This window comes from Saccharothrix sp. AJ9571 (genome assembly GCF_021725495.1).
Lineage (GTDB): Bacteria > Actinomycetota > Actinomycetes > Mycobacteriales > Pseudonocardiaceae > Amycolatopsis > Amycolatopsis magusensis.
The window spans coordinates 6,482,082-6,501,886 of record NZ_CP091382.1 but is presented as its reverse complement, the minus strand read 5'-3'; the positions used below and the strand labels follow the sequence as shown (position 1 = coordinate 6,501,886).

19 protein-coding genes are annotated in these 19,805 nt (G+C 70.4%); 8 read left to right on the top strand and 11 right to left on the bottom strand.

Features of this window, described 5'->3' with window-relative positions; genetic code table 11:
• Positions 1 to 31: 31 nt before the first annotated feature.
• Together L3Q67_RS30150 and L3Q67_RS30145 are read right to left on the bottom strand one after the other, a co-directional pair.
• Positions 32 to 2,233 (bottom strand): helicase domain-containing protein, encoded by a 2,202-nt coding sequence (locus tag L3Q67_RS30150; protein WP_499184812.1) that lies wholly within the window; start codon positions 2,231 to 2,233, stop codon positions 32 to 34.
• A 513-nt stretch (positions 2,234 to 2,746) separates the two neighbouring features.
• Entirely contained in the window at positions 2,747 to 3,964 is a 1,218-nt protein-coding gene (locus tag L3Q67_RS30145) for a cytochrome P450 family protein (protein WP_499184811.1), read from the bottom strand.
• Between the two features lie 224 nt (positions 3,965 to 4,188).
• Between L3Q67_RS30145 and L3Q67_RS30140 the strand changes: the two genes are divergently transcribed.
• Positions 4,189 to 4,590 (top strand): VOC family protein, encoded by a 402-nt coding sequence (locus L3Q67_RS30140; protein ID WP_499184810.1) that lies wholly within the window; start codon positions 4,189 to 4,191, stop codon positions 4,588 to 4,590.
• Here the strand turns inward: L3Q67_RS30140 and L3Q67_RS30135 are convergent.
• The gene (locus tag L3Q67_RS30135) at positions 4,587 to 5,039 is read right to left on the bottom strand and encodes an NUDIX hydrolase (protein WP_499184809.1); all 453 of its coding nucleotides are present in this window, start codon (positions 5,037 to 5,039) and stop codon (positions 4,587 to 4,589) included. The two genes, L3Q67_RS30140 and L3Q67_RS30135, sit on opposite strands and share 4 nt — an antisense overlap.
• A gap of 22 nt (positions 5,040 to 5,061) precedes the next feature.
• On the opposite strand from L3Q67_RS30135, the gene L3Q67_RS30130 reads away from it, so the two are divergent.
• Positions 5,062 to 6,273 carry a PucR family transcriptional regulator gene (locus L3Q67_RS30130; protein ID WP_499184808.1) on the top strand — a complete coding sequence of 404 codons (1,212 nt, stop codon included), beginning with the start codon at positions 5,062 to 5,064 and terminating at the stop codon, positions 6,271 to 6,273.
• Here L3Q67_RS30130 and L3Q67_RS30125 read toward each other — a convergent pair.
• Positions 6,242 to 7,096: an SGNH/GDSL hydrolase family protein gene (locus L3Q67_RS30125; RefSeq protein ID WP_499184807.1), complete on the bottom strand. Its 855-nt coding sequence runs from the start codon at positions 7,094 to 7,096 to the stop codon at positions 6,242 to 6,244. The two genes, L3Q67_RS30130 and L3Q67_RS30125, sit on opposite strands and share 32 nt — an antisense overlap.
• Positions 7,097 to 7,201: 105 nt before the next feature.
• The gene (locus tag L3Q67_RS30120; protein ID WP_499184806.1) at positions 7,202 to 7,792 is read right to left on the bottom strand and encodes a TetR/AcrR family transcriptional regulator; all 591 of its coding nucleotides are present in this window, start codon (positions 7,790 to 7,792) and stop codon (positions 7,202 to 7,204) included.
• Positions 7,793 to 7,884: 92 nt separating this feature from the next.
• Between L3Q67_RS30120 and L3Q67_RS30115 the strand changes: the two genes are divergently transcribed.
• A complete protein-coding gene (locus L3Q67_RS30115) occupies positions 7,885 to 9,618 on the top strand; it encodes an ABC transporter ATP-binding protein (protein ID WP_499184805.1) in 1,734 nt (577 codons plus the stop codon).
• Positions 9,615 to 11,465: an ABC transporter ATP-binding protein gene (locus tag L3Q67_RS30110; protein ID WP_499184804.1), complete on the top strand. Its 1,851-nt coding sequence runs from the start codon at positions 9,615 to 9,617 to the stop codon at positions 11,463 to 11,465. The genes L3Q67_RS30115 and L3Q67_RS30110 overlap by 4 nt, the downstream gene beginning before the upstream one ends.
• Here the strand turns inward: L3Q67_RS30110 and L3Q67_RS30105 are convergent.
• Entirely contained in the window at positions 11,462 to 12,031 is a 570-nt protein-coding gene (locus L3Q67_RS30105) for a TetR/AcrR family transcriptional regulator (protein ID WP_499184803.1), read from the bottom strand. The genes L3Q67_RS30110 and L3Q67_RS30105 overlap by 4 nt on opposite strands.
• Positions 12,032 to 12,116: 85 nt before the next feature.
• Here L3Q67_RS30105 and L3Q67_RS30100 point away from each other — a divergent pair, with 85 nt between their 5' ends.
• Positions 12,117 to 13,022: an SDR family oxidoreductase gene (locus L3Q67_RS30100; RefSeq protein ID WP_499184802.1), complete on the top strand. Its 906-nt coding sequence runs from the start codon at positions 12,117 to 12,119 to the stop codon at positions 13,020 to 13,022.
• On the opposite strand, the gene L3Q67_RS30095 is transcribed toward L3Q67_RS30100, so the two are convergent.
• A complete protein-coding gene (locus L3Q67_RS30095; protein WP_499184801.1) occupies positions 13,001 to 14,209 on the bottom strand; it encodes an MFS transporter in 1,209 nt (402 codons plus the stop codon). The genes L3Q67_RS30100 and L3Q67_RS30095 overlap by 22 nt on opposite strands.
• A gap of 53 nt (positions 14,210 to 14,262) precedes the next feature.
• On the opposite strand from L3Q67_RS30095, the gene L3Q67_RS30090 reads away from it, so the two are divergent.
• On the top strand, positions 14,263 to 14,787 hold the full coding sequence (locus L3Q67_RS30090; RefSeq protein WP_499184800.1) for a winged helix-turn-helix domain-containing protein: 525 nt from the start codon (positions 14,263 to 14,265) through the stop codon (positions 14,785 to 14,787).
• 6 nt (positions 14,788 to 14,793) lie between these two features.
• Here the strand turns inward: L3Q67_RS30090 and L3Q67_RS30085 are convergent, their stop codons facing one another.
• Positions 14,794 to 15,063 (bottom strand): hypothetical protein, encoded by a 270-nt coding sequence (locus tag L3Q67_RS30085; protein WP_499184799.1) that lies wholly within the window; start codon positions 15,061 to 15,063, stop codon positions 14,794 to 14,796.
• Positions 15,064 to 15,105: 42 nt separating this feature from the next.
• Positions 15,106 to 15,726, bottom strand: coding sequence for a TetR/AcrR family transcriptional regulator (locus tag L3Q67_RS30080; RefSeq protein WP_499184798.1), 621 nt, complete (start codon positions 15,724 to 15,726; stop codon positions 15,106 to 15,108).
• An 81-nt stretch (positions 15,727 to 15,807) separates the two neighbouring features.
• Between L3Q67_RS30080 and L3Q67_RS30075 the strand changes: the two genes are divergently transcribed.
• Positions 15,808 to 16,218: a Dabb family protein gene (locus L3Q67_RS30075; protein WP_499184797.1), complete on the top strand. Its 411-nt coding sequence runs from the start codon at positions 15,808 to 15,810 to the stop codon at positions 16,216 to 16,218.
• Here L3Q67_RS30075 and L3Q67_RS30070 read toward each other — a convergent pair.
• Both L3Q67_RS30070 and L3Q67_RS30065 read right to left on the bottom strand, forming a co-directional pair.
• Positions 16,202 to 17,959, bottom strand: a complete 1,758-nt coding sequence (locus tag L3Q67_RS30070) for a bifunctional sugar phosphate isomerase/epimerase/4-hydroxyphenylpyruvate dioxygenase family protein (protein WP_499184796.1) — start codon at positions 17,957 to 17,959, stop codon at positions 16,202 to 16,204. The two genes, L3Q67_RS30075 and L3Q67_RS30070, sit on opposite strands and share 17 nt — an antisense overlap.
• Positions 17,952 to 18,812: a shikimate dehydrogenase gene (locus L3Q67_RS30065; RefSeq protein ID WP_499184795.1), complete on the bottom strand. Its 861-nt coding sequence runs from the start codon at positions 18,810 to 18,812 to the stop codon at positions 17,952 to 17,954. The genes L3Q67_RS30070 and L3Q67_RS30065 overlap by 8 nt, the downstream gene beginning before the upstream one ends.
• Before the next feature lie 117 nt (positions 18,813 to 18,929).
• On the opposite strand from L3Q67_RS30065, the gene L3Q67_RS30060 reads away from it, so the two are divergent.
• On the top strand, positions 18,930 to 19,580 hold the full coding sequence (locus L3Q67_RS30060; RefSeq protein ID WP_499184794.1) for a TetR/AcrR family transcriptional regulator: 651 nt from the start codon (positions 18,930 to 18,932) through the stop codon (positions 19,578 to 19,580).
• Positions 19,581 to 19,805 lie beyond the last annotated feature (225 nt).

Here is a 19,805-nt window from a genome sequence, read left to right as displayed (position 1 = left end):
GAAGGCCGCCCGGCTCACTTCGCCGCCCGGCTTATTCCGCAGTGGTGATCCGTTCGGCCAGGCCCGTCAGGTAGGCGGGCAGCGGTTCGGTGTGCAGGACGCCGAGCCGCTGCGTCGGCCGGGTGAGGGCGACGTAGAGCTCCGAGGCGCTCGCGAACCGCTGGGGTTCGACCAGGAGCACGGCGTCGAACTCCAGGCCCTTGGCCTGCATCGGGGTCAGCACCGGACCCTCCAGTGCCGGCCCCGGCGGGGCGATGACCGCGACCGAGCCTTCGTCCGCCCCGGATTCGCGGCGGGCCGCGGCCACCGCTTCGGCCAGCTCCTCCGGGGCGACCCGCTGCGCCCATGGCCGGATCCCGTTGCTGCGCACCGATTCCGGGATCTCCAGCGTGGGGTCCACTTCGGCCAGTGCGCCCGCGGCGACCGCCATGATCTCGGCGGGCGTGCGGTAGTTGACGGTGAGCCGCCGGTAGAGCCACCGGTCCTGGACGTAGGGCGCCAGCGGTTCCGCCCAGGTGCGCGCGCCCGCCGCCGACTGCCGCTGCGCGAGGTCGCCGACGACGGTGAACGAGCGGCGCGGGCAGCGGCGCATCAGCACCCGCCAGTCCATTGCGGACAGTTCCTGCGCCTCGTCGACCACCACGTGCCCGTAGGTCCATTCGCGGTCTTCGGCGGCACGTTCGGCCAAATCGCGTTCGTCGCGTTCCTCGGCCCGCTCGGCCAGGCGCTCGGCGTCGACCACATCGGACGCGACGAGTTCGAAGTCGTCGACCTCGTCCGCGCGGTCCAGTTCCATCAGCCCCAGCACCTGGCGGGCGTATTCGGCATCGGCCCAGCGCTGCCGTTCCGCGCGGCGTTCCGCCGACCGGTCGACGCCCAGGAATTCGACCGCCTCATCCAGCAACGGCGCGTCCGAGACCGTCCAGGCGTCGCCTTGCGGGCGGAACAACGCTTCCCGTTCGTCCGGGGAGAGCACGCCTTTCGCCGCCTCCAGCCGGTCACGGGAACTGAAGAAGTCCGCCAGCAGTTTCTGTGGGGTCAGCTCCGGCCACAATTCGTCCACCGCGACCGCGAGGTCCGGGCTGCTCGCGAGTTCCCGCCGGACGTCGTCGAGGAGATCGGCCCGCAGCGCGCGGTCCTCAGCGGTGAGCCACCCTTCGCCGATCTGCCGCACCGCGGCCTCGGCGAGCCCGGCGATCAGGGCGCGGTGGAAGACGACCCTGGCTTCGTTGTGCGGTGATCCGCTCGCCCTGGCCAGTTCCCGTGCCTCGCCCGCGATCCCGGCGTCGAGCGGCACCGTCACGTCGTCGAGTTCGATGGCGATCGGCTCGTCGGGCACGCGCTGCCGGTCCGCGACGGCGGCGGCCAGCACGTCGACCATGAGCGCCGATCCCTTGACCCGCTCGGCCTCCGCCGACGGTTCCCGCGCCGTGGTGGTCACGCCGGGGAACAGCTCGCCCGGCGTGGCGAACACGACGTCGGTCTCCCCCAGCGACGGGAGCACTTCCCCGATGTAGCGCAGGAAGCCCGGGTTCGGGCCGACGATCAGCACACCGCTGCGGGACAGCCGTTCGCGGCGTGTGTAGAGCAGGTAGGCGACGCGGTGCAGCGCGACCGCGGTCTTGCCGGTGCCGGCCGCGCCCTGGATGACCACCACGCCCTGGTGGTCGAGCCGGATGATCTCGTCCTGCTCGGCCTGGATGGTGGCGACGATGTCGCGCATGGTCTCTTCGCGTGGCGCGTCGAGCGCGGCCAATAACGCGGTGTCCCCGTTCTGGTCCCCGCCGTCGAGTTCGTCGTCGTGGAAGTCCAGGACCTCCCGGCCGCGGGTGTGGAAGTGCCTGCGGCGGCGGACGCCCTCGGGGGTTGCCGCGGTGGCGCAGTAGAACGGCCGCGCGGCCGGGGCCCGCCAGTCCAGCAGCAGCGGTTCGTAGTCCGCTTCCTCGTCGAACAGGCCGGCGCGGCCGATGTGCTGGTGCCCGCCGTCGAGGTGGTCCAGGCGGCCGAAGCAGAGCCCGTGGTCCGCCACGCGCAGGCTGCTGACCCGCCCGGCGACGGCGTTGAACGCCACTTCCCGCTGCCACCGCGCCTCGTTGCCGGCGTCCGAGCTGTCCCGGAGCACGTGCGTCAGTTCGCCGGTGGCTTCGCCGCGTTCGGCCGCGAGCCGCCGGTACAGGAACGCGATGTACTCACGTTCGGCCCGCAATTCGGCGGCGTGCCTCGCATTTGACAAAGCTCCCCCTTGCCCTTTATACTGAAGTCGTAGCAATGACTACGTTTCCTTTTCACGGCATTCGCCGAAACTCCAGTATCACCCCCGTGTCAAGCACACGCGAACTGTTTCCCCTCCGAACATTCCCAGCCCCCACCCTGCCCTCCCACCTTCACTCCCCGAACCCCACACTCAGGTAGCCGAACACCACACTCAGGCACCTGAGTTCTACACTCAGGTAATCGAAGCCCGCACTCACGCAGCCGAGTTCCACACTCAGGTAGCCGAGTCCCACACTCGGGCAGGCGGGTTCCACACTCGTAGCCTGGGAGCCTCGGCGATGGGAGGGTCAGGCGCGGCCCGAGTGTGGGGTTCGGCCTCCCGAGCGTGGAGTTCGGCTTTCCGAATGCGGAGTTCGGCTTCCTGAACGTGGGGTTCGGCTTTCCGAGTGTGGAGTTCAGCCTCCCGAATGTGGCACTCGGCTTCCCGAGTGTGGAGTTCGGCTTCCTGAGTGTGGGGGTCGGTGCTTATGTGTTAGGGCACTGGGGTGAACTGCACTTGTAGCGAAGCTGGGCCTCTGGTGAAAACGCCTTCTTCGGCTCGTGTGCTGTCCTCGTCGAAGCGGACGTCCGGCATCGCGTCCAGCAACTGGTTCATCCCGACCTCCACCTCCGTCTTCGCCAGCAACGCGCCCACGCAGAAGTGGCGGCCCAGCGCGAACGACAGGTGGCTCGCCGCCGCCGAGAAGGCGGTCCGGGTCGGCAGGTCGGCGCGGAAGATGTCGAACCGGTCCGGGTCGGCGAACCGGCGGGGGTCGCGGTTCGCCGCGCCGATCAGGCAGGTGATCGTGCTGCCTGCCGGGATCACACCGCCGCCGAGTTCGATGTCCTCGGCCGGCTGGCGCATGATCATGTGCACCGGCGGGGTGTAGCGCAGCGTTTCGGCGAAGGCCTTCGGGATCAGGCTCCGGTCCGCCCGCACCGCGGCGAGCTGGACCGGGTGCTCCAGCAGGTTCTTGAAGATGCTCGCGATGGCCTTGTCCGTGGTCTCACCACCGGCCGCGAGCAGCAGGCTGCAGAACGCCTTGATGTCCTCGTCGCTCATCTTCGTGCCGTCGACCTCGGCCGCGCACAGGGTCGAGAGCAGGTCGTCGCCGAGGTTTTCCCGGCGCCGCTGGATCACCGGGATCATGTACTCGGCGAACTCCGCGCGCGTGCGCAGGCCGTCGGCGGCGATTTCCGGGTCCTGGCTCAGGTTGCCGAGGAAGGCGATGATCGAGGTGTACCAGCGCTGGAACCGGTCGTGGTCCGCGGGGTCGAGCCCGAGCATGTCGACGATCACGCCGATCGGGAACCGGCGGGCGAATTCGGTGACCAGGTCGGCGGAACCCCGGTCGCGGAAGGCGTCGATCAGCCGCCGCGCGTTCGCTTCGATGACCGGGCGGAACTTGTGCTCCAGTTCGCCGCCGCGGAACGCCGGGGCGATCAGCGCCCGGCGGGTCGCGTGCTCGCGCCCGCTCAGTTGCAGGATCGTCCTGCCGTGCACCGGTTCCAGTTGCCAGCCGTAGTTGTCGGTGGTGAAGACCGGTTCCTTGAACGCCCGCTCGACGTCCTCGTACCGCGAAACGATGTAGCTCTCCATGGGCTCGTGCCAGATCAGCGGCCGCTCCTGGAGCATGATCCGGTAGGCCGCGTACGGATTCGCGGCGAACTCGGGGGAAAGGATGTCCGGCGCTTCACGGGCCGTAGTCATGACACTCCTCGTGCGGGCGGTGGATGGGGCCAGCCAGGCTAGCGACGCCGCCGCCTTTTCCCCCGCGCCCGGGTGAAAAACCGACCGAATGCCGTAACGGCGGTTTTTCGCTGACAGATCAGTCCACGAAGAATGGGCGTCGCGGGTGTTACCGGATCGAGCGTTGTCCGCGCCCGCGCTGATCTGCGAGTATGGCGCCCCGTTGACGAACAGAGGAGCATTCGATGCCCAGTCGGCTCAATCCCTATCTCAGCTTCGACGGTACCGCCAGAGAGGCGATGGAGTTCTACCGCGAGGTGTTCGGCGGCGAACTGGCGCTGAACACGTTCGGTGAGTTCGGCACGCCGGAGGGTCCCGACGCCACCAAGATCATGCACGCCATGCTGGAGGCCCCGAACGGGTTCGCCCTGATGGGCTCCGACACCCCCGAGGGCATGGAGTACAAGCCCGGCACGAACGTTTCCATCAGCCTCAGCGGCGACGATTCCGCCGAACTGCACGGCTACTGGGAAAAGCTCTCCGCCGGCGGCACGGTCTCGGTCCCGCTGGAAAAGCAGATGTGGGGCGACGAGTTCGGCGCCTGTGAAGACCGCTTCGGCACCCAGTGGATGATCAACATCGGCTAAGTCCCTCGAAGGGACGTCGCGTGACGGGCGATGGCGGCGTCCAGCGGGCTCATGTCCTCCGCTACCGGCGTGGCCGGGTCCCACCAGCGGAAGTCGAGTGCTTCCTCGCTGCGGCGCGGGTGGGGTCGCATCGGCGGCGCCAGCCGGTAGACCGCCGCGTACTCCCGCCGGACCGGGGCCACGAGTGCGAATTCGGCCACCGTGGCGAACTCCGCCGCGGTGGCCCGGATCCCGGTCTCCTCCGCCAGTTCCCGCAACGCGGCTTCCTCCGGCGACTCCCCCGGTTCGAGCATGCCGCCGGGCAGTTCCCACGTCCGCCGGAACGCGTTGAGCATCATCAGCACCCGCCCGCCGGATTCGACCACCACGAGCGCGAGCGGCAATGGCCGTAACCGCAGATCGCCGGGGAATCCGAGCAGCGCGTTCCCGGCTTCATCGCGGACCAGCATTCCGGCAGCCTAAGCTGTTGTGATGGGTAACAAGACCGCTCCGCTCGTCGTCGGCGGCAGGCCACTGCACGAACGGCTGACCGAGGACCTGGCCGCGTACACCGGGATGGTGCTCGCCGCGGTCACCGCCCGCGTGCCCGCCTACCGCCTGCTGCCCGCCGAGGAACTGAGCGGCGACATCACCCGGGTGATCGAGCAGAACCTGCGTTCGTTCACCGCCGTGCTGCGTACCCGCGCCCTGCCCGCCCAGGCCGAACTCGACTTCCTGCGCGAGTCGGCGGCCCGCCGGGCGGAGGAGGGCATCCCGATCGACATCGTGCTCACCGCCTACCACATCGGCATCCAGGTGGTCTGGGAGTCGCTGACCGGCGAGGTGCGCCCGGCCGAGGTCGGCGACGTGATGGCGGTGAACGCGCTGACCTTGCGTTACCTGGAACTGGTCACGCCCGCGGTCGGCGCCGGCTACCTCGACGAGCGTCAGGCGGTCTTCGACGACGAGCGGTCCGCACGGCACACACTGCTTTCGGCGTTGCTCGACGGCACGCCCCCGGTCGCCACCGGCCTGCGGCTGCCGCCCGGGTACGCCGTGCTGGCCCTGGAAATCGGGGCGCACGCCGACGAATCGGCCGACGGGGTCGATCCGATGGTCGCGGGCCGCCGCAAACTCCGGCGGCTGCGGGTCGAACTCGAACGGCAGATCCGCGACCCGGTGCTGTCCTCGCTCACCCCCGAGGGCGGGATCGCGCTCATCCCGGACACGCCCGCCCCGGACTGGACCCGGCTCACGCGGATCCTCGCCGATGTCAGCCGGGCGGCGCGCGCCGAGATCACCGCGGGCGCGGCCGCCGCCGAACCGGCGGGCGTCCCCGCGGCGGCCGCGCTCGCCAGGGAAGTGCTCCGGGTGGCACGGATTTCCGGCCGGGCGCCCGGGCTCTACCAGCTCGACGACGTGCTGCTGGAGTACCAGATGTCGCGCCCGGGCGCCGCGCTCGACCGGCTGTCGGCGATGCTCGCGCCCCTGACCGGCAACGGCGAACTGGTGCGCACCCTGGAAACCTACCTGCGCCACGGCAGCAGGCGGCCGACCGCGACCGAACTGCACGTCCACCCGAACACCGTCGACTACCGGCTCCGCCGGATCACCGGGCTGACCGGCCTCGACCCGACCCGGGTCAGCGATGTCGCCCTGCTCCGAGCCGCCCTCACCGCCTCTCATCAGTCGCCGCCGTGGTGACGGCGCCGGCGAAGGCGGCCATGCCCCTGGCGTTCGGGTGCAGCGGCGCGGCCGGGTTCACCGGGATCAGGCCTTCGAGGTAGCGGTCCTTCGGCGCGGCGCAGATGTCGTGCCCGGCGGTCACCTCGGCGAAGTCGACGAACTCGGCGCCGCGCGCTCCGGCCGCGTCCCTGGCCACCGCGCTGACCTTGTCCATCACGCCCTGCAGGTAGTTCGCGTCGCGCGCCCACACCGGCTGGACCGGGTAGCAGCCGTTGTGCCGGATGTAGGTGCCGTAGCCGGTGACCACGACCTTCGCCTCCGGCGCCCGGCGCGCCACCTCGTCGAGTGCGGCGCCGAACTCGGGCGCCCACGCTTCGACGGCCTCCCCGATGGTGTCCTTGCCACCGGCGGTGAGCCGGTCCGCGCACGAGAGCCCGACCGGCTCCGGCAGCAGGTTGATACAGCTCAGCGCGTGCTGGAAGAGACCGGAATCGTTGGCACCGATGGTGATCGTGACCAGGTCGGTGTCCTCGTTCACCGCGTCGAACTGCGGCGCCAGCACGCCGAGGCGCGGTGATGCCAGGTCGTCGGTGGTCGCGCCCGAGCAGGTCACGTCGGTCAGCCGCGCGCCGAGGGCCTCGGCCACGAGCGCCGGATAGTTGCGGTTCGAGCGCAGGCACAGCAGGTTGGGGTCCTGGTCCGGGATGAGCGGCCCGGCCGCGGCCGAGTCGCCGAGTGCGACGTAGTCCAGTTCCCCGGCCGCCTGGGCGGGTGCCGCGGCCACCCCCGTCAGCGCCGCTGCCGCCGCGAGCCCCGCCGTCATCCGCTTGACCACTGCCATCCCGACCTCCGAAACGCCGTTGTTTGCTCAACATCCTGCGGGCGCCACGGCCCGGCGGCGGTGGGAATCTCTCCAGAGTCCCCGGCCGGGTTTTGTGATCGGTCACTAAAGGGCGAGGCCGCGGAGCAACGGCACGAAGATGTCGTCGACGATCTCGCCGATCCGCTCCTCGCTCAGCTGCCTGCCGTAGATCACCGCGTCGGCGCGGATCAGGTCCAGCGGCACGGAGAGCACGCCGGGGCTCAGCCGCGGCTCGGCGAGCTCACCGCGCTCGACCGCCCGCCGGATCAGCGCCTCGAAGGCGAGCCCCGGCCCGACCTTGGCGATCTGCTTGCGCAGCAGGGCGAACACCTCGGGGTCGCGGAAGGTTTCGGTGGCCAGACCGGCCAGCAGGTCCGGCGCGCAGTCCTCGAACCGACGCAGCGACCGGCGGAGCATTTCCTTCAGGTCGCCGGAGAGGGTGCCGGTGTCCGGCAGTTCGAACGAGTCGGGGAGCCGCTGCCGCCAGGCGGCCAGCACCAGCTCCGCGCGCCCGGCCCACCGGCGGTAGAGCACCGGTTTGCTGGTCCCGGCCCTCGCGGCCACCGCCTCCATGGTGAGCTTGGCGTACCCGACCTCCAGCAGCTCAGCCCACACCGCCTCGAAGATCGCCTGCTCGAGGTGTTCCCCCCGGCGGCGCGACCTCGGCTCTGCCACAGCGCCCTTGCCCCTTTTATCCGGTTGCGTTCCTGGAGGCGCACTGTAGCCTGGCGCGGTAAGATACGGAACGTTTCTTCTGGGGGTTTCGGGTGCTGAGTCGTCTCCTGCGCGGTCACCTGCGGCCGTACCGGCGCGAACTGGGCGGGGTGGTGCTCCTGCAGTTGTTCGGCACGATGGGATCGCTGTACCTGCCCAGCCTCAACGCCGACATCATCGACCAGGGCGTGGCCACCGGCGACACCGGGTACATCCTGCGCATCGGCGGCTGGATGCTGGCGGTCACCCTGGTGCAGATCATCTGCTCGACCGGCGCGGTCTACCTCGGCGCCCGGGTGGCGATGAGCTTCGGCCGGGACGTGCGCGCCTCGCTGTTCCACCGGGCGGGCCGGTTCTCCGCCAGGGAGGTCGCCGGCTTCGGCGCCGCCTCGCTGATCACCCGCAACACCAACGACGTGCAGCAGGTGCAGATGCTGGTGGTGGTGGCCTGCACGATGCTGGTCACCGCGCCGATCACCTCGGTCGGCGGCATCGTGCTGGCGATCCGCGAGGACGCCGGGCTGTCGTGGCTGATGCTGGTCGCGGTGCCGGTGCTGCTGATCGCGATGGGCTTGATCATCGTCCGCATGGTGCCGCGCTTTCGCACCATGCAGGACCGCATCGACACGGTGAACCGGGTGCTGCGCGAGCAGCTGTCCGGGATCCGCGTGGTCCGCGCGTTCGTCCGTGAGCCGGTGGAGACGCAGCGGTTCGCCGAGGCGAACGGCGCGCTGACCGACACCGCGTTGCGCGTGGGCCGGTTGCAGGCGCTGCTGTTCCCGATCGTGATGCTGGTGCTCAACGCCTCCAGCGTGGCCGTGGTCTGGTTCGGCGCGCACCGGGTGGCCGAGGGGCAGTTGCAGGTCGGCGGGATGGTCGCCTTCCTCAGTTACCTGATGCTGATCCTGACCGCGGTGATGATGGTGACCTTCATCGCCACGATGATCCCGCGCGCGTCGGTCTGCGCCGAGCGGATCGTCGAGGTGCTGGAAACCGATTCCTCCGTGCTCCCACCGGAAAACCCGGTGCACGAGGTGAGCGCGCACGGCGAGGTGGAGTTCCGCGACGTCGAACTGCGCTACCCCGGCGCCGCCGATCCGGTGCTGCGCGGGGTTTCCTTCCGCGCGGAGGCCGGGAAGACCACGGCGATCGTCGGCAGCACGGGTGCCGGGAAGACCACGCTGATGTCGCTGATCCCGCGCCTGCTCGACGTCACCGGCGGCACCCTGCTGGTGGACGGCGTCGATGTGCGGCAGCTCGATCCCGCCCTGCTGCGCGGCCGGATCGGCCTGGTGCCCCAGCGGCCGTACCTGTTCACCGGCACGGTGGCGAGCAACCTGCGCTACGGCAAACCCGACGCCACCGACGAAGAACTGTGGGAGGCGCTGGAAATCGCGCAGGCCCGCGAGTTCGTCGAAGCGATGAAGGGCGGGCTCGACGCGCCGATCACCCAGGGCGGCACGAACGTCTCCGGCGGGCAGCGGCAGCGGCTCTCGATCGCCCGCGCGCTGGTGCGCAAGCCGGAGATCTACCTGTTCGACGACTCGTTCTCCGCGCTCGACCTGGCCACCGACGCCGCCCTGCGCACCGCACTGCGCCCGCACACCGCCGACGCCGCGGTCATCGTGGTCGCCCAGCGGGTGTCCACTGTGCTCGATGCCGAGCAGATCCTGGTACTGGAGAACGGTTCGGTGGTCGGCCGCGGCACGCACGCCGAACTGCTCGACAGCTGCCCCACCTACCTCGAGATCGTCCAGTCCCAGCTGACCCCGGAGCCCGCGGCATGAGCGCCCCCACCACGACCCGCCCGCCCCAGCCGCAGGGCGGCTCGCTGTTCGGCCGCGGGCCCGCCATGGGCGCGCCCGGCAGCAAGGCCGAGGACTTCACCGCCTCGGCGAAGCGCCTGCTCGGGCGGATGCGCGGGGAACGCCCGCTGCTGCTGGTGATCATCGCGCTCGGCGTCGCCAGCGTCGCGCTGTCGGTGGCCGGGCCGAAGGTGCTCGGGCACGCCACGGACGTGGTGATCGCCGGGGTGCAGCGCGGCGCGCTGGACTTCACCGCGCTCGGCCAGGTGCTCGGCTGGGTGCTCGGCCTCTACCTGGCGTCGTCGGTGTTCTCACTGGCACAGGGGCGGATGCTCAACAACGTGGTGCAGCGCTTCGTCTTCCGGTTGCGTGCCGAGATCGAGGACAAGCTGCACCGGCTGCCGCTGCGTTACTACGACCGGCAGCCGCGCGGCGAGCTGCTCAGCCGGGTCACCAACGACGTCGACAACATCGCGCAGACCCTGCTGCAGACGCTGAGCCAGCTGCTGTCCGCGGTGCTGACCGTGCTCGGCGTGCTGGTGATGATGCTGGTCATCTCCCCGCTGCTGGCACTGATCGCGCTGCTCGCGGTGCCGCTGTCCATCGTGATCACCCGGGTGATCGGCAAGCGGTCGCAGAAGCTGTTCATCGCGCAGTGGAAGGAAACCGGGGCGCTCAACGCGCAGATCGAGGAGACCTTCTCCGGGCACGAGCTGGTCACCGCGTTCGGCCGCCGCGCGGAGGTGGAGCAGGAGTTCCGCGACCGCAACGAAAAGCTCTACGGCGCCAGCCTCGGCGCGCAGTTCGTCTCCGGCGTCATCATGCCGTCGATGATGTTCCTGTCGAACCTGAGCTACCTCGCGCTCGCGGTGATCGGCGGGCTCCGGGTGACCACCGGCGCGATGACCATCGGTGACGTGCAGGCGTTCCTGCAGTACTCGCGCCAGTTCTCCCAGCCGCTGACGCAGGCGGCGTCGATGGCGAACCTGCTGCAGTCCGGCGTGGCCTCGGCGGAGCGGGTGTTCGAACTGCTCGACGCCGAGGAGCAGAAGCCCGACCCGGCCGAGCCGGAGCGGCCAGCGCAGCGGCGGGGGCGCGTCGAGTTCGAACAGGTGGGTTTCCGGTACGAGCCGGACACCCCGCTGATCGAGGACCTGTCGCTGGTCGCCCAACCGGGGCAGACGGTGGCCGTGGTCGGGCCGACCGGCGCGGGCAAGACCACGCTGGTCAACCTGATCATGCGGTTCTACGAGCTGGACGCGGGCCGGATCACCCTCGACCACACCGACATCACCCGGCTCGACCGGGCCGGGCTGCGCGGGCAGATCGGCATGGTGCTGCAGGACACCTGGCTGTTCGGCGGCACCATCCGCGACAACATCGCCTACGGCAAGCCGGGTGCCACCGAGGAGGAGATCCAGGCGGCGGCGAAGGCGACCTTCGTCGACCGGTTCGTGCGCAGCCTGCCCGAGGGCTACGACACGGTGATCGACGACGACGGCACGAACATCAGCGCCGGGGAGAAGCAGCTGCTGACCATCGCGCGGGCGTTCCTGGCCGATCCGTCGCTGCTGATCCTGGACGAGGCGACCAGCTCGGTGGACACGCGCACCGAGTCGCTGGTGCAGCACGCGATGGCGGCGCTGCGGTCGAACCGCACCAGCTTCGTCATCGCGCACCGCCTGTCCACCATCCGCGACGCCGACCTGATCCTGGTGATGGAAGCGGGCCGCATCGTCGAACAGGGCACGCACGCCGAACTGCTCGCCGCCGAAGGCGCCTACCACCGCCTCTACGCCGCCCAATTCCGCCGACCGGCGACGGATTAGCCGAGCGCCGCCATCGCGGACTTCAGTGCGTCCAGTTCCTCTCGGGCGACGACGGCGAAGTCCTCGTCGGCGGGTAGTTCGACCCAGCGTGCGTAGGCGTTGCGGAAGGCGAGGCCGCCGAGTTCGGCGGCCAGGCTCGCCGCCGGGTCCGGTACGCCGCGGTCTCGCAGGGCGCCGGTCATCGCCTCGGCGAGGCTGGCGAGCTTGAGCAGTTCGCGTTCCCGGAGTTCGCTGTTGCCCGCGATGACCGCCTGGCGCTGCTTCCCCCACGCACGCCGTTCCGGGCCGAAGGTGGGGGCCAGCGCGTCGAACACCGCGACGACCGCCTCGATCGGTGAGGCCGAGGCGGGGGCGCCGGTGATCGCGTCGGCGAACAGGCGCCTCAGCTCGTCCCGGCCGAACAGCACTTCCCGCTTGTCCGAGAAGTGCCGGAAGAACGTGCTCTTCGTCAGGCCGGCGCGCTCGGCGATCTCCGCCACCGTGGTGCTCTCGTAACCCCGCTGGACGAACAGCTCCATCGCGGCGCGTTCCAGCCGCTCACGCGCGTTCGGTTCCCACCGGCCCATGCGCGCAGTCTACGTGACGGGACTTGGTCCCATCACTCTGCTACGGTGATGAGACCAAGTCCCATCACACTCCTCAGGAGCTCCCGTGCGTGTATTCGTCACCGGCGCGACCGGCCACCTCGGCTCGGCCGTCGTCCCCGAACTGCTCTCCGCCGGCCACGAGGTCGTCGGCCTCGCCCGCACCGAAACCTCGGCCACCGCGCTGAAAGCCCTCGGCGCCGAAGCCCGGCTGGGCGATCTCGACGATCTGGACGGCCTGCGCGAAGCCGCTTCCGCCGCTGATGCGGTCATCCACCTCGCGTTCAAGCACGAAGCCATGCGCGCCGGCGACTACGCCCGAGCCATCGAGGACGACCTGACGGTCGTGCGAGCGTTCGGCGACGCGCTCGACGGAACCGGCAAGGCCTTCGTCGGCACCTCGGGAACCGGAGCCGGGGCCGCGCCGGGACGTCTCGGCACCGAGGATGACGTGGTACCCGGCGCGCCCAGGGTCGACGCCGAGAACGTGGTCGTCGGCTTCGCCGAGCGCGGGATCAGGTCCTCGCTCGTCCGGCTCCCGCCGACCGTGCACAGCTCACTGGACCACTCCGGCTTCATCCCGTCGCTGATCGGAATCGCCCGCACCACCGGCGTTTCCGGTTACCTCGGCGACGGCGCCAACCGCTGGCCCGCGGTCCACACCCTGGACGCCGCCCGCGTCTACCGCCTGGCGCTCGAGCAGGCACCGGCGGGCTCACGGCTGCACGCGGTGGCCGACGAAGGCGTTGAGTTCCGGGAGATCGCCGAAGCCATCGGCCGTCACCTGGGCGTGCCCGCCACCGCCATCCCGGCCGAGCAGGCGCAGGCCCACTTCGGCTTCCTCGCGTGGATCGTCCCGGTCGACGTCCCGGTCTCGAGCGTCCGCACCCGGGAACTGCTGGGCTGGCGGCCCGAGCACCCCGGCCTGCTCGCCGACCTCGACTCGGGCCACTACTTCACCGCCACCACCTGAGCCCGCGCGGTCACCACCCGCAGACCCGGCAGCAGCAGCAGGGGCAGCACGCCCATCACGGCGAACGTCGCGGGCAGCCCGAGCCATTGGGCGAGCAGGCCGCCCGCGGCGGCCCCGAGCGGCATGGTGCCCCACGACAGCAGCCGGTGCACGCTGTTGACGCGGCCGAGCAGGCGGGCCGGGGCGAGTTGCTGGCGCAGCGACACCAGCACCACGTTGCCCACCATCACCCCGATGCCCCCGAGCAGGAAAGCAGCCCCGATCAGGAACGGATTCGTGGTCACGGCCGGGAAACCGAGCATCAGCGCGCTCGCGGTGTAGCCGAGCCCGAGCGCCCACCGCCTGCCGAGCACACGTTCGGCCCACTCGGCGGCCAGCGAACCGACCAGCCCGCCCGCGGCGATCGCGGTGAGCAGGAACCCGAACGCCTGCTCCGACAAGCCCATCGCCGAACCCGGACCGACCGCGTAGAGCACCAGCACGGCGAAGACCGCCTTGTCGGCGAAGTTGAACACCCCGACCATCACCGCGATCATGCGCAGCACCGGGTCGCGCAACACGAAACGCAGCCCTTCGGCGATGTCGGCGCGCAGGGTCGCGGGCCGCTCACGCGGCAACCGGAACGAGCCGCGCACGAGCAGCAGTGCCCCGATCGCGGCCACCCACAACCCGGCGGGGGTGGCGAACGCGGCGAAGGCGCCCGCCGCCACGAGGAACCCGGCGAGCGGTGGCCCGGCGAACTCGTTGGCGGTGAGTTCGGCGGCGAACAGGCGGCCGTTCGCCCTGGGCAGTTGCTCGCGGCCGACCAGCTGCGGCAGGATCGACTGCGCGCAGGTGTCGTAGATCGTCTCGGTCGTGCCCACGGCGAACGCGATGACGTAGAGCACCCAGATCGAGCCGATGTCAAGGGACACGGTGAGCGCGAGGGCCGCGAGCAGGACGGCACGGGCCACGTTCGCGCCGATCATCGCGCGCCTGCGGTCGAGCCGGTCGGCCAGCGCGCCGGCGGGCAACGCGAACAGCAGCCACGGCAGCGTGACCGCCAGGGTCAGCCCGGCGATCAACGCCGGCGAGCGCGTCAGGCCGACCGCCACCAGCGGCAGGCCGACCTTGAACACGCCGTCGGCGAGATTCGACAACGCGGAGGAAATCCACAGGCGCCAGTAGGCACCCCCCAGTGCGACCATGCGTGGAGTTTTGCACATCGGTGGGGGAAACTCCATCGATGTAAAATCTCCCCATGACCGCCCAGAAACGACGTGCCGCCACCGCGCAGGAGGTCAAGGCGCTGGGCCACCCGCTGCGCCTGCGCATCCTGCGGTTGTGCCGGGAGCACGAGCTGACCAACAAGGAGCTGGCCGACCGGCTGGACCGCGACCCGGGCACCGTGCTCTACCACGTCCGACGGCTCACCGACGCCGGTCTGCTGGAGCAGGCGCCGGTCCGCACCGGCGCGAGTGGCGCGCTCGAGAAGCCCTACCGCCGCGGGACGGACACCTGGTGGCTGGACGGGCCGCTGCTCGAAGCCGACACCGAGGAAGCGAGGTCGGCGCCGGTCGTCGCGTTCCAGGAGGAGTTGCGGGAAGCGGGCCCGGAATCGGTGCGGTTGTACGAGCGGTTCACGCTGCACCTGTCCGAAGAGGAGGCCGCCGAACTGGACCGGCGCATCCTGGAAGTGCTGGACGAGTACGTCGCCACCGATGAGCAGCGCACGGACCGTCCGTTGTACAGCGGGATCTTCCTGCTGCACGAGCCCCCTCGGTGACGACGGCTAGTGACCGGCGGCTTCCATGGCCATCAGGAACACCGTGAAGAACAACTGGCCGGCGCCGATCGAAGCACCCGCCACCGCGGTCCAGTCGAGCCGGTACTCGCGGTCGGTGAGGATGGACGCGGTCGCGCAGGCGATCGCCACGGCGGCCACCGCCACCGAACCCAGCGGCAGGAACCAGCACAGCACCGCGAGCAGCAGCGAAAGGGGCCCGAGCCAGGCGCGCCGCCCGGGACGGTCCCGTACCGGCAGCGTTCGCAGGAGGGTCACTACCTCCCAAGCTACCAGCGCGCTCGCCGATGTCCCCGGGTTTCAGGCGGCGTAGGCACGCAGGAAGGTGTCCACGGCCGCGTCCGACACGGCCCGCATCTCCGCGGCGGGCACTTCGCGCGTACCCAGCCGTGAGTGGGTTTCCAGCGGTCCGGTGAGCAGCGCGAGCAACTGCTCCGAAGCGACCGAAGGATCACCGGACCGCAGGCGCCCGGCGAGCGAAAGCCGCGCGAGCCGGTCGGCCAGCGCTTCGGCGACCTTGTCCGCGGTCCGGGCCTGCACCAGGTCGATCAGCTCGGGAAACCGCGCCACCTGCCCGTAGGTCAGCCGCCGCAGGGAGCGTGAGCGCTCGTCGCAGCACACCTGGACCAGGCGGTGCGCCACGTCTTCCAGCGTCGCGCGCAGGTCCTCCCCCGGTCCGCGGAGCCGTTCTACCACCTCGAGATTGGCCGCCATCACCTCGTCGGCGGCGGCTTCGATGGCGTGGCGGAACAGGTTTTCCTTGTCGTTGAGGTGGTTGTAGACGGTCGGCTTGGCGACGCCCGCCTCCTCGGCGATCTCCTTCACGCAGGCTTCGGCGTAGCCACGGCGCGCGAAAACGGTGAACGCGGCGGCCAGGATCGCTTGCCGCTTGTCGATCCGCCCCCGGGAGGCAACTGTCACGGACCCAGCATATCCCGGTCCTTGCGAATGAACCTCGATGAACACTAAGTTGAACCAGCAAGTTCAATTCAGGAGGCAGCGATGATCGTCAACATCCTTCGGTTCAGCTTCAAGGACGGGACCACCGACGCGGAGAAGGACACCGTGCTGACCGCGATGCGGCGCACCGCTTCGGTGGAGTCGGTGGCGTTTTCGACCGTGGGGCAGGACATCGGCGACCCCGCCGAGGGCTTCACCCACACCTACCTGGCCGCCATCGCGGACCTTCCCGCGCTGGAGCGGTACATGCACGACCCGGTCCACCTGGAGGGCGACTGGCAGATCCTGCCGCACATCCAGCGCATGTCCGCCGTCCGGCTCTCCGACGACCTGGACCCGGAGCTGAGCGCCAAGGTGATGGCACTGCACCTGGCCAAGGTCGCGCAGTACCCGGAGTGGGGTCAGGCGCTGGAGACCATCCCCGAGGCGCGGATCGCTAACCCGGCCCGCTGAGCCTGCGGTCGCGGTGGGCGGCCATCCGGATCGGCGCGTTGGCCACGCCGTACCCGCGATAGCCGCCGATGCGCTGCACCACCTCGAAGAACACGCGCTCGCCCGCGAGGTCGGTGTAGAAGTGCAGGAATTCGCCGTGCTCGTCGCGGTCGTACAACACCGACTCGGCCCGCAGCGCGGCCAGCAGGTCCGCGGGCAGGTCGAGGCGGGCTTCGAGGTCGTCGTAGTAGTTGCCGGGGATGTCCAGCAGCGGGGCGCCGAGCGCGCGCATCGCCTTCGCGCTGGCGATCGCGTCGCCGGTGGTGAAGGCGATGTGCTGCGGTTCGCGCACGGCCGGGGCCCATTCGCCGCGGCGCACCAGCGAGGTGTCCAGGGTCAGGCGCACGCCCTGGTGTGCCGCGGCACGGCTGCGCACCAGGCCGAACGGCGCGGCGAACTCCACCACCGGCTCCAGCCGCAGGCCCAGCACGGACCGGTAGAACAACGCGGCTTCCTCGAACTGGTCGAACGGCTGGGTCAGCGCCACGTGGTCGATGCCGGTGATGCCCGCGAGGTCCTCGGTCTCGCCGGTGAGCTCGAAGTCGGACAGCCAGTCCTCGCTGCCGCAGAAGAACAACTCGGTGGAATCGGGGGCGGCGACCGCTTCCCGGCCACGCGGCAACGGCTGCGCCAGGAACGCCTCGGCACGCCGGGCCGACCGCGCCGGGTCGTCGCTCTCGACCGCGATCGCCGTGCGCTCACCGCTTTCGTTGACCAGCACCCTGGCGCCGTTCTGCGCCCACAAGCGCACCGGTTTCGTGCGGTGGTGGCCCACACTGGTGAACCCGAGGCCGGCGAGCACCTTCTCCACGTCCTCCCCGGAGGAGGCGGCGAGTTCGGCGAAGGCGTGCCCGTGCAACGCCGGCGCGGCGGGCAGGTCGACCAGGCCGAGCGACTCCTGCAGGGCCAGCAGCGACCGCATCGCGTCGACCGCGGCCAGCCGCGGATCGGCCTGCCGGAACACGTCGTTGAACACCTCCAGCGACAGCGGCCCGTCGTAGCCGGTGGCCAGCACGTGCCCGGTGAACGCGGTCAGGTCGAACTCGCCCTGACCGGGGAACAGCCGGTGGTGCCTGCTCCACTGCAGCACGTCCATCGCCAGCCGGGGCGCGTCGGCGAGCTGCACGAAGAAGATCTTCTCGCCGGGGATCGTCCGGATCGCGGCGGGATCGCTGCCCACGGACAGGATGTGGAAGCTGTCCAGGCACAACCCGAGCGCCGGGTGCGCGGCCCGGCGCACGATCTGCCACGACCGCCGGTAGGTGTTGACGAACCGGCCCCACGCCAGTGCTTCGTAGGCGATCCGCAGGCCGCGCTCCCCCGCCAGTTCGGCGAGCGCGTGCAGTTGCTCGGCGGCGAGTTCGTCGTCGTCGACCGCGTCGGGCGAGACCGAAGAACAGACGAGGATGGTGTCCGTGCCCAGCTCGGCCATCAGGTCCAGCTTGCGCTCGGCCCGCCGCAGGTTGGCGTCGAAGATCTCCGGCGGTACCGCTTCGAAGTCGCGGAACGGCTGATAGAGGTCGATCGACAAGCCCAGATCCGCGCAGTGGCGCCGGATCCCCGCCGGAGACAGCCGCGAGGCGAGCAGGTCGTTCTCGAAGATCTCCACGCCGTCGAACCCGGCCGCCGAAGCGGCCGCGAGCTTGTCCTCCAGCGTGCCGGAGAGGCAGACGGTGGCGATGGCAGTACGGCGCTCAGCCACGGGCGTACACCGCCTTCCCTTCCAGCGCGGCGAGTTCCCGGAAGTGGCGCAGCATGCGCTCGGCGTCCGGCTCGACCCCGGTGAACAGGCGGAACGAGTCGGCCGCCTGAAGCACGACCATGCCGCCACCGTGCAGCACGCGGCACCCGCGCGCGGCCGCGGCCCGCAGCAGGTCCGTCTCGAGTGGACGGTAGACGATGTCGGCCACCCACAGTTCCGGCCGCAGCGCCGAGGCGGGCACCGGACTGCCCGGGTAGTTCGCCATGCCGGTCGGGGTCGCGTGCACCAGGCCGTCGGCGAACCGCAGCGCGTCGAGGTCGCCGACCACCGCGCGATCGGCGCCGAACCGTTCGCACAGCGCGGAAACCAGGGTGGTGGCACGGTCGGCGTCGACGTCGTGGACGTGCAGCGTGCCGGTGCCCAGCGACAGCAGCGCGTGCCCGACCGCCGCACCCGCCCCGCCCGCGCCCAGCAGCAGCACCGATTCCATCGCCGCGTCGGGCAGGCCGCGGCTGAGGCTGCCGGCGAACCCGGTGGTGTCGGTATTGTGCCCGATCGCGCGCCCGCCGTCGAAGACCACGGTGTTGACCGCGCCGAGCGCGGCGGCCTCCGGGGAGAGCTCGTCGAGCCGGTCGAGCAGTTGCTGCTTGGCCGGGTGGGTCACGTTCAGCCCGTCGAACCCGGCCAGCCGCGCGGCCTCAAGGACTTCCGCGGCCGGGCGCCCGAGCACGTCGAGGTCCAGGCGGCGGTACAGATAACGCAGGCCGAGCTCGGCGGCCTCCTGCTCGTGCAGGGCCGGGCTCAGCGACGGCCCGATGCCCGAGCCGATCAGTCCGATGAGATAGCTGGTCACCACAGGGCCTTCCGGCGTTAATGTACTAACTGGTGAGTTCACTGTAGCCGGACTCCGCCGCCCGGCAAAGGGTCTGGGTTAGAGTGGGGCGTCCGCGAACGAATCGGAGGAAGCCCGGTGGCCGCACCGTCGTCCGACGTCGAGCGGCAGCGGGACAAGGACCGCACCCGCGCCGACATCCTCGCGGTGGCCACCAGCGAGTTCGCCGACAAGGGCTACACCGGGGCCAGGGTGGACGAGATCGCCGCCAGGACCAGCACCACCAAGCGGATGATCTACTACTACTTCGGCGGCAAGGAACAACTCTACGTCGCCGTGCTGGAACAGGCCTATTCGGCGATCCGGACCCTCGAGCAGCAACTGGACGTGGAGCACCTCGAACCCGAGGACGCCATCCGCCAGCTCGCCGAGCTGACCTTCGACCACCACGAGGCGCACCCGGACTTCATCCGCCTGGTCAGCATCGAGAACATCCACCGCGCCGAGCACATCGCCCGCTCGGAGGTGCTGTCCGGCCTGGCCAACCCCGCGCTCGACGTGCTCACCCGCATCCTCGACCGCGGCCGCGCCGCCGGCCGCTTCCGCGCCGACGCCGACGCGCTCGACATCCACATGGTGATCAGCTCGTTCTGCGTGTTCCGCCTGGCGAACCGGCACACCTTCAACGCCATCTTCGGCCGCGACCTGCTCGACCCGCGGCGACGCGCGCACCAGCGCCGCATGCTCGGCGACCTCGTCATCGACCACCTCACCAACACCCCCACCTGAACGCGGGTTTCGCCTACCCGAACGCGGGTTTCAGCCGCCTGAGTGTGGGGTTCGCTTGCCTGAGTGTGGAGTTCAGGCGCCTGAACATGGAACTCGCCGGAAGCCGAGTCCCACACTCACGCAGCCGAGTTCCACGTTCAGGCAGCCGAACTCCACACTCAGGCGCGCGAGTTCCACGTTCAGGCACGTGAACCCCACACTCGCGAAGCCGAACTCCGCATTCGG

Coding starts and splice junctions, on each gene's coding strand:
- L3Q67_RS30075 (WP_499184797.1), top strand. CDS start 15,808: ATGATCGTCAACATCCTTCGGTTCAGCTTCAAGGACGGGACCACCGAC.
- L3Q67_RS30110 (WP_499184804.1), top strand. CDS start 9,615: ATGAGCGCCCCCACCACGACCCGCCCGCCCCAGCCGCAGGGCGGCTCG.
- L3Q67_RS30130 (WP_499184808.1), top strand. CDS start 5,062: ATGGGTAACAAGACCGCTCCGCTCGTCGTCGGCGGCAGGCCACTGCAC.
- L3Q67_RS30145 (WP_499184811.1), bottom strand. CDS start 3,964: ATGACTACGGCCCGTGAAGCGCCGGACATCCTTTCCCCCGAGTTCGCC.
- L3Q67_RS30140 (WP_499184810.1), top strand. CDS start 4,189: ATGCCCAGTCGGCTCAATCCCTATCTCAGCTTCGACGGTACCGCCAGA.
- L3Q67_RS30135 (WP_499184809.1), bottom strand. CDS start 5,039: ATGCTGGTCCGCGATGAAGCCGGGAACGCGCTGCTCGGATTCCCCGGC.
- L3Q67_RS30105 (WP_499184803.1), bottom strand. CDS start 12,031: ATGGGCCGGTGGGAACCGAACGCGCGTGAGCGGCTGGAACGCGCCGCG.
- L3Q67_RS30095 (WP_499184801.1), bottom strand. CDS start 14,209: ATGGTCGCACTGGGGGGTGCCTACTGGCGCCTGTGGATTTCCTCCGCG.
- L3Q67_RS30090 (WP_499184800.1), top strand. CDS start 14,263: ATGACCGCCCAGAAACGACGTGCCGCCACCGCGCAGGAGGTCAAGGCG.
- L3Q67_RS30125 (WP_499184807.1), bottom strand. CDS start 7,096: ATGGCAGTGGTCAAGCGGATGACGGCGGGGCTCGCGGCGGCAGCGGCG.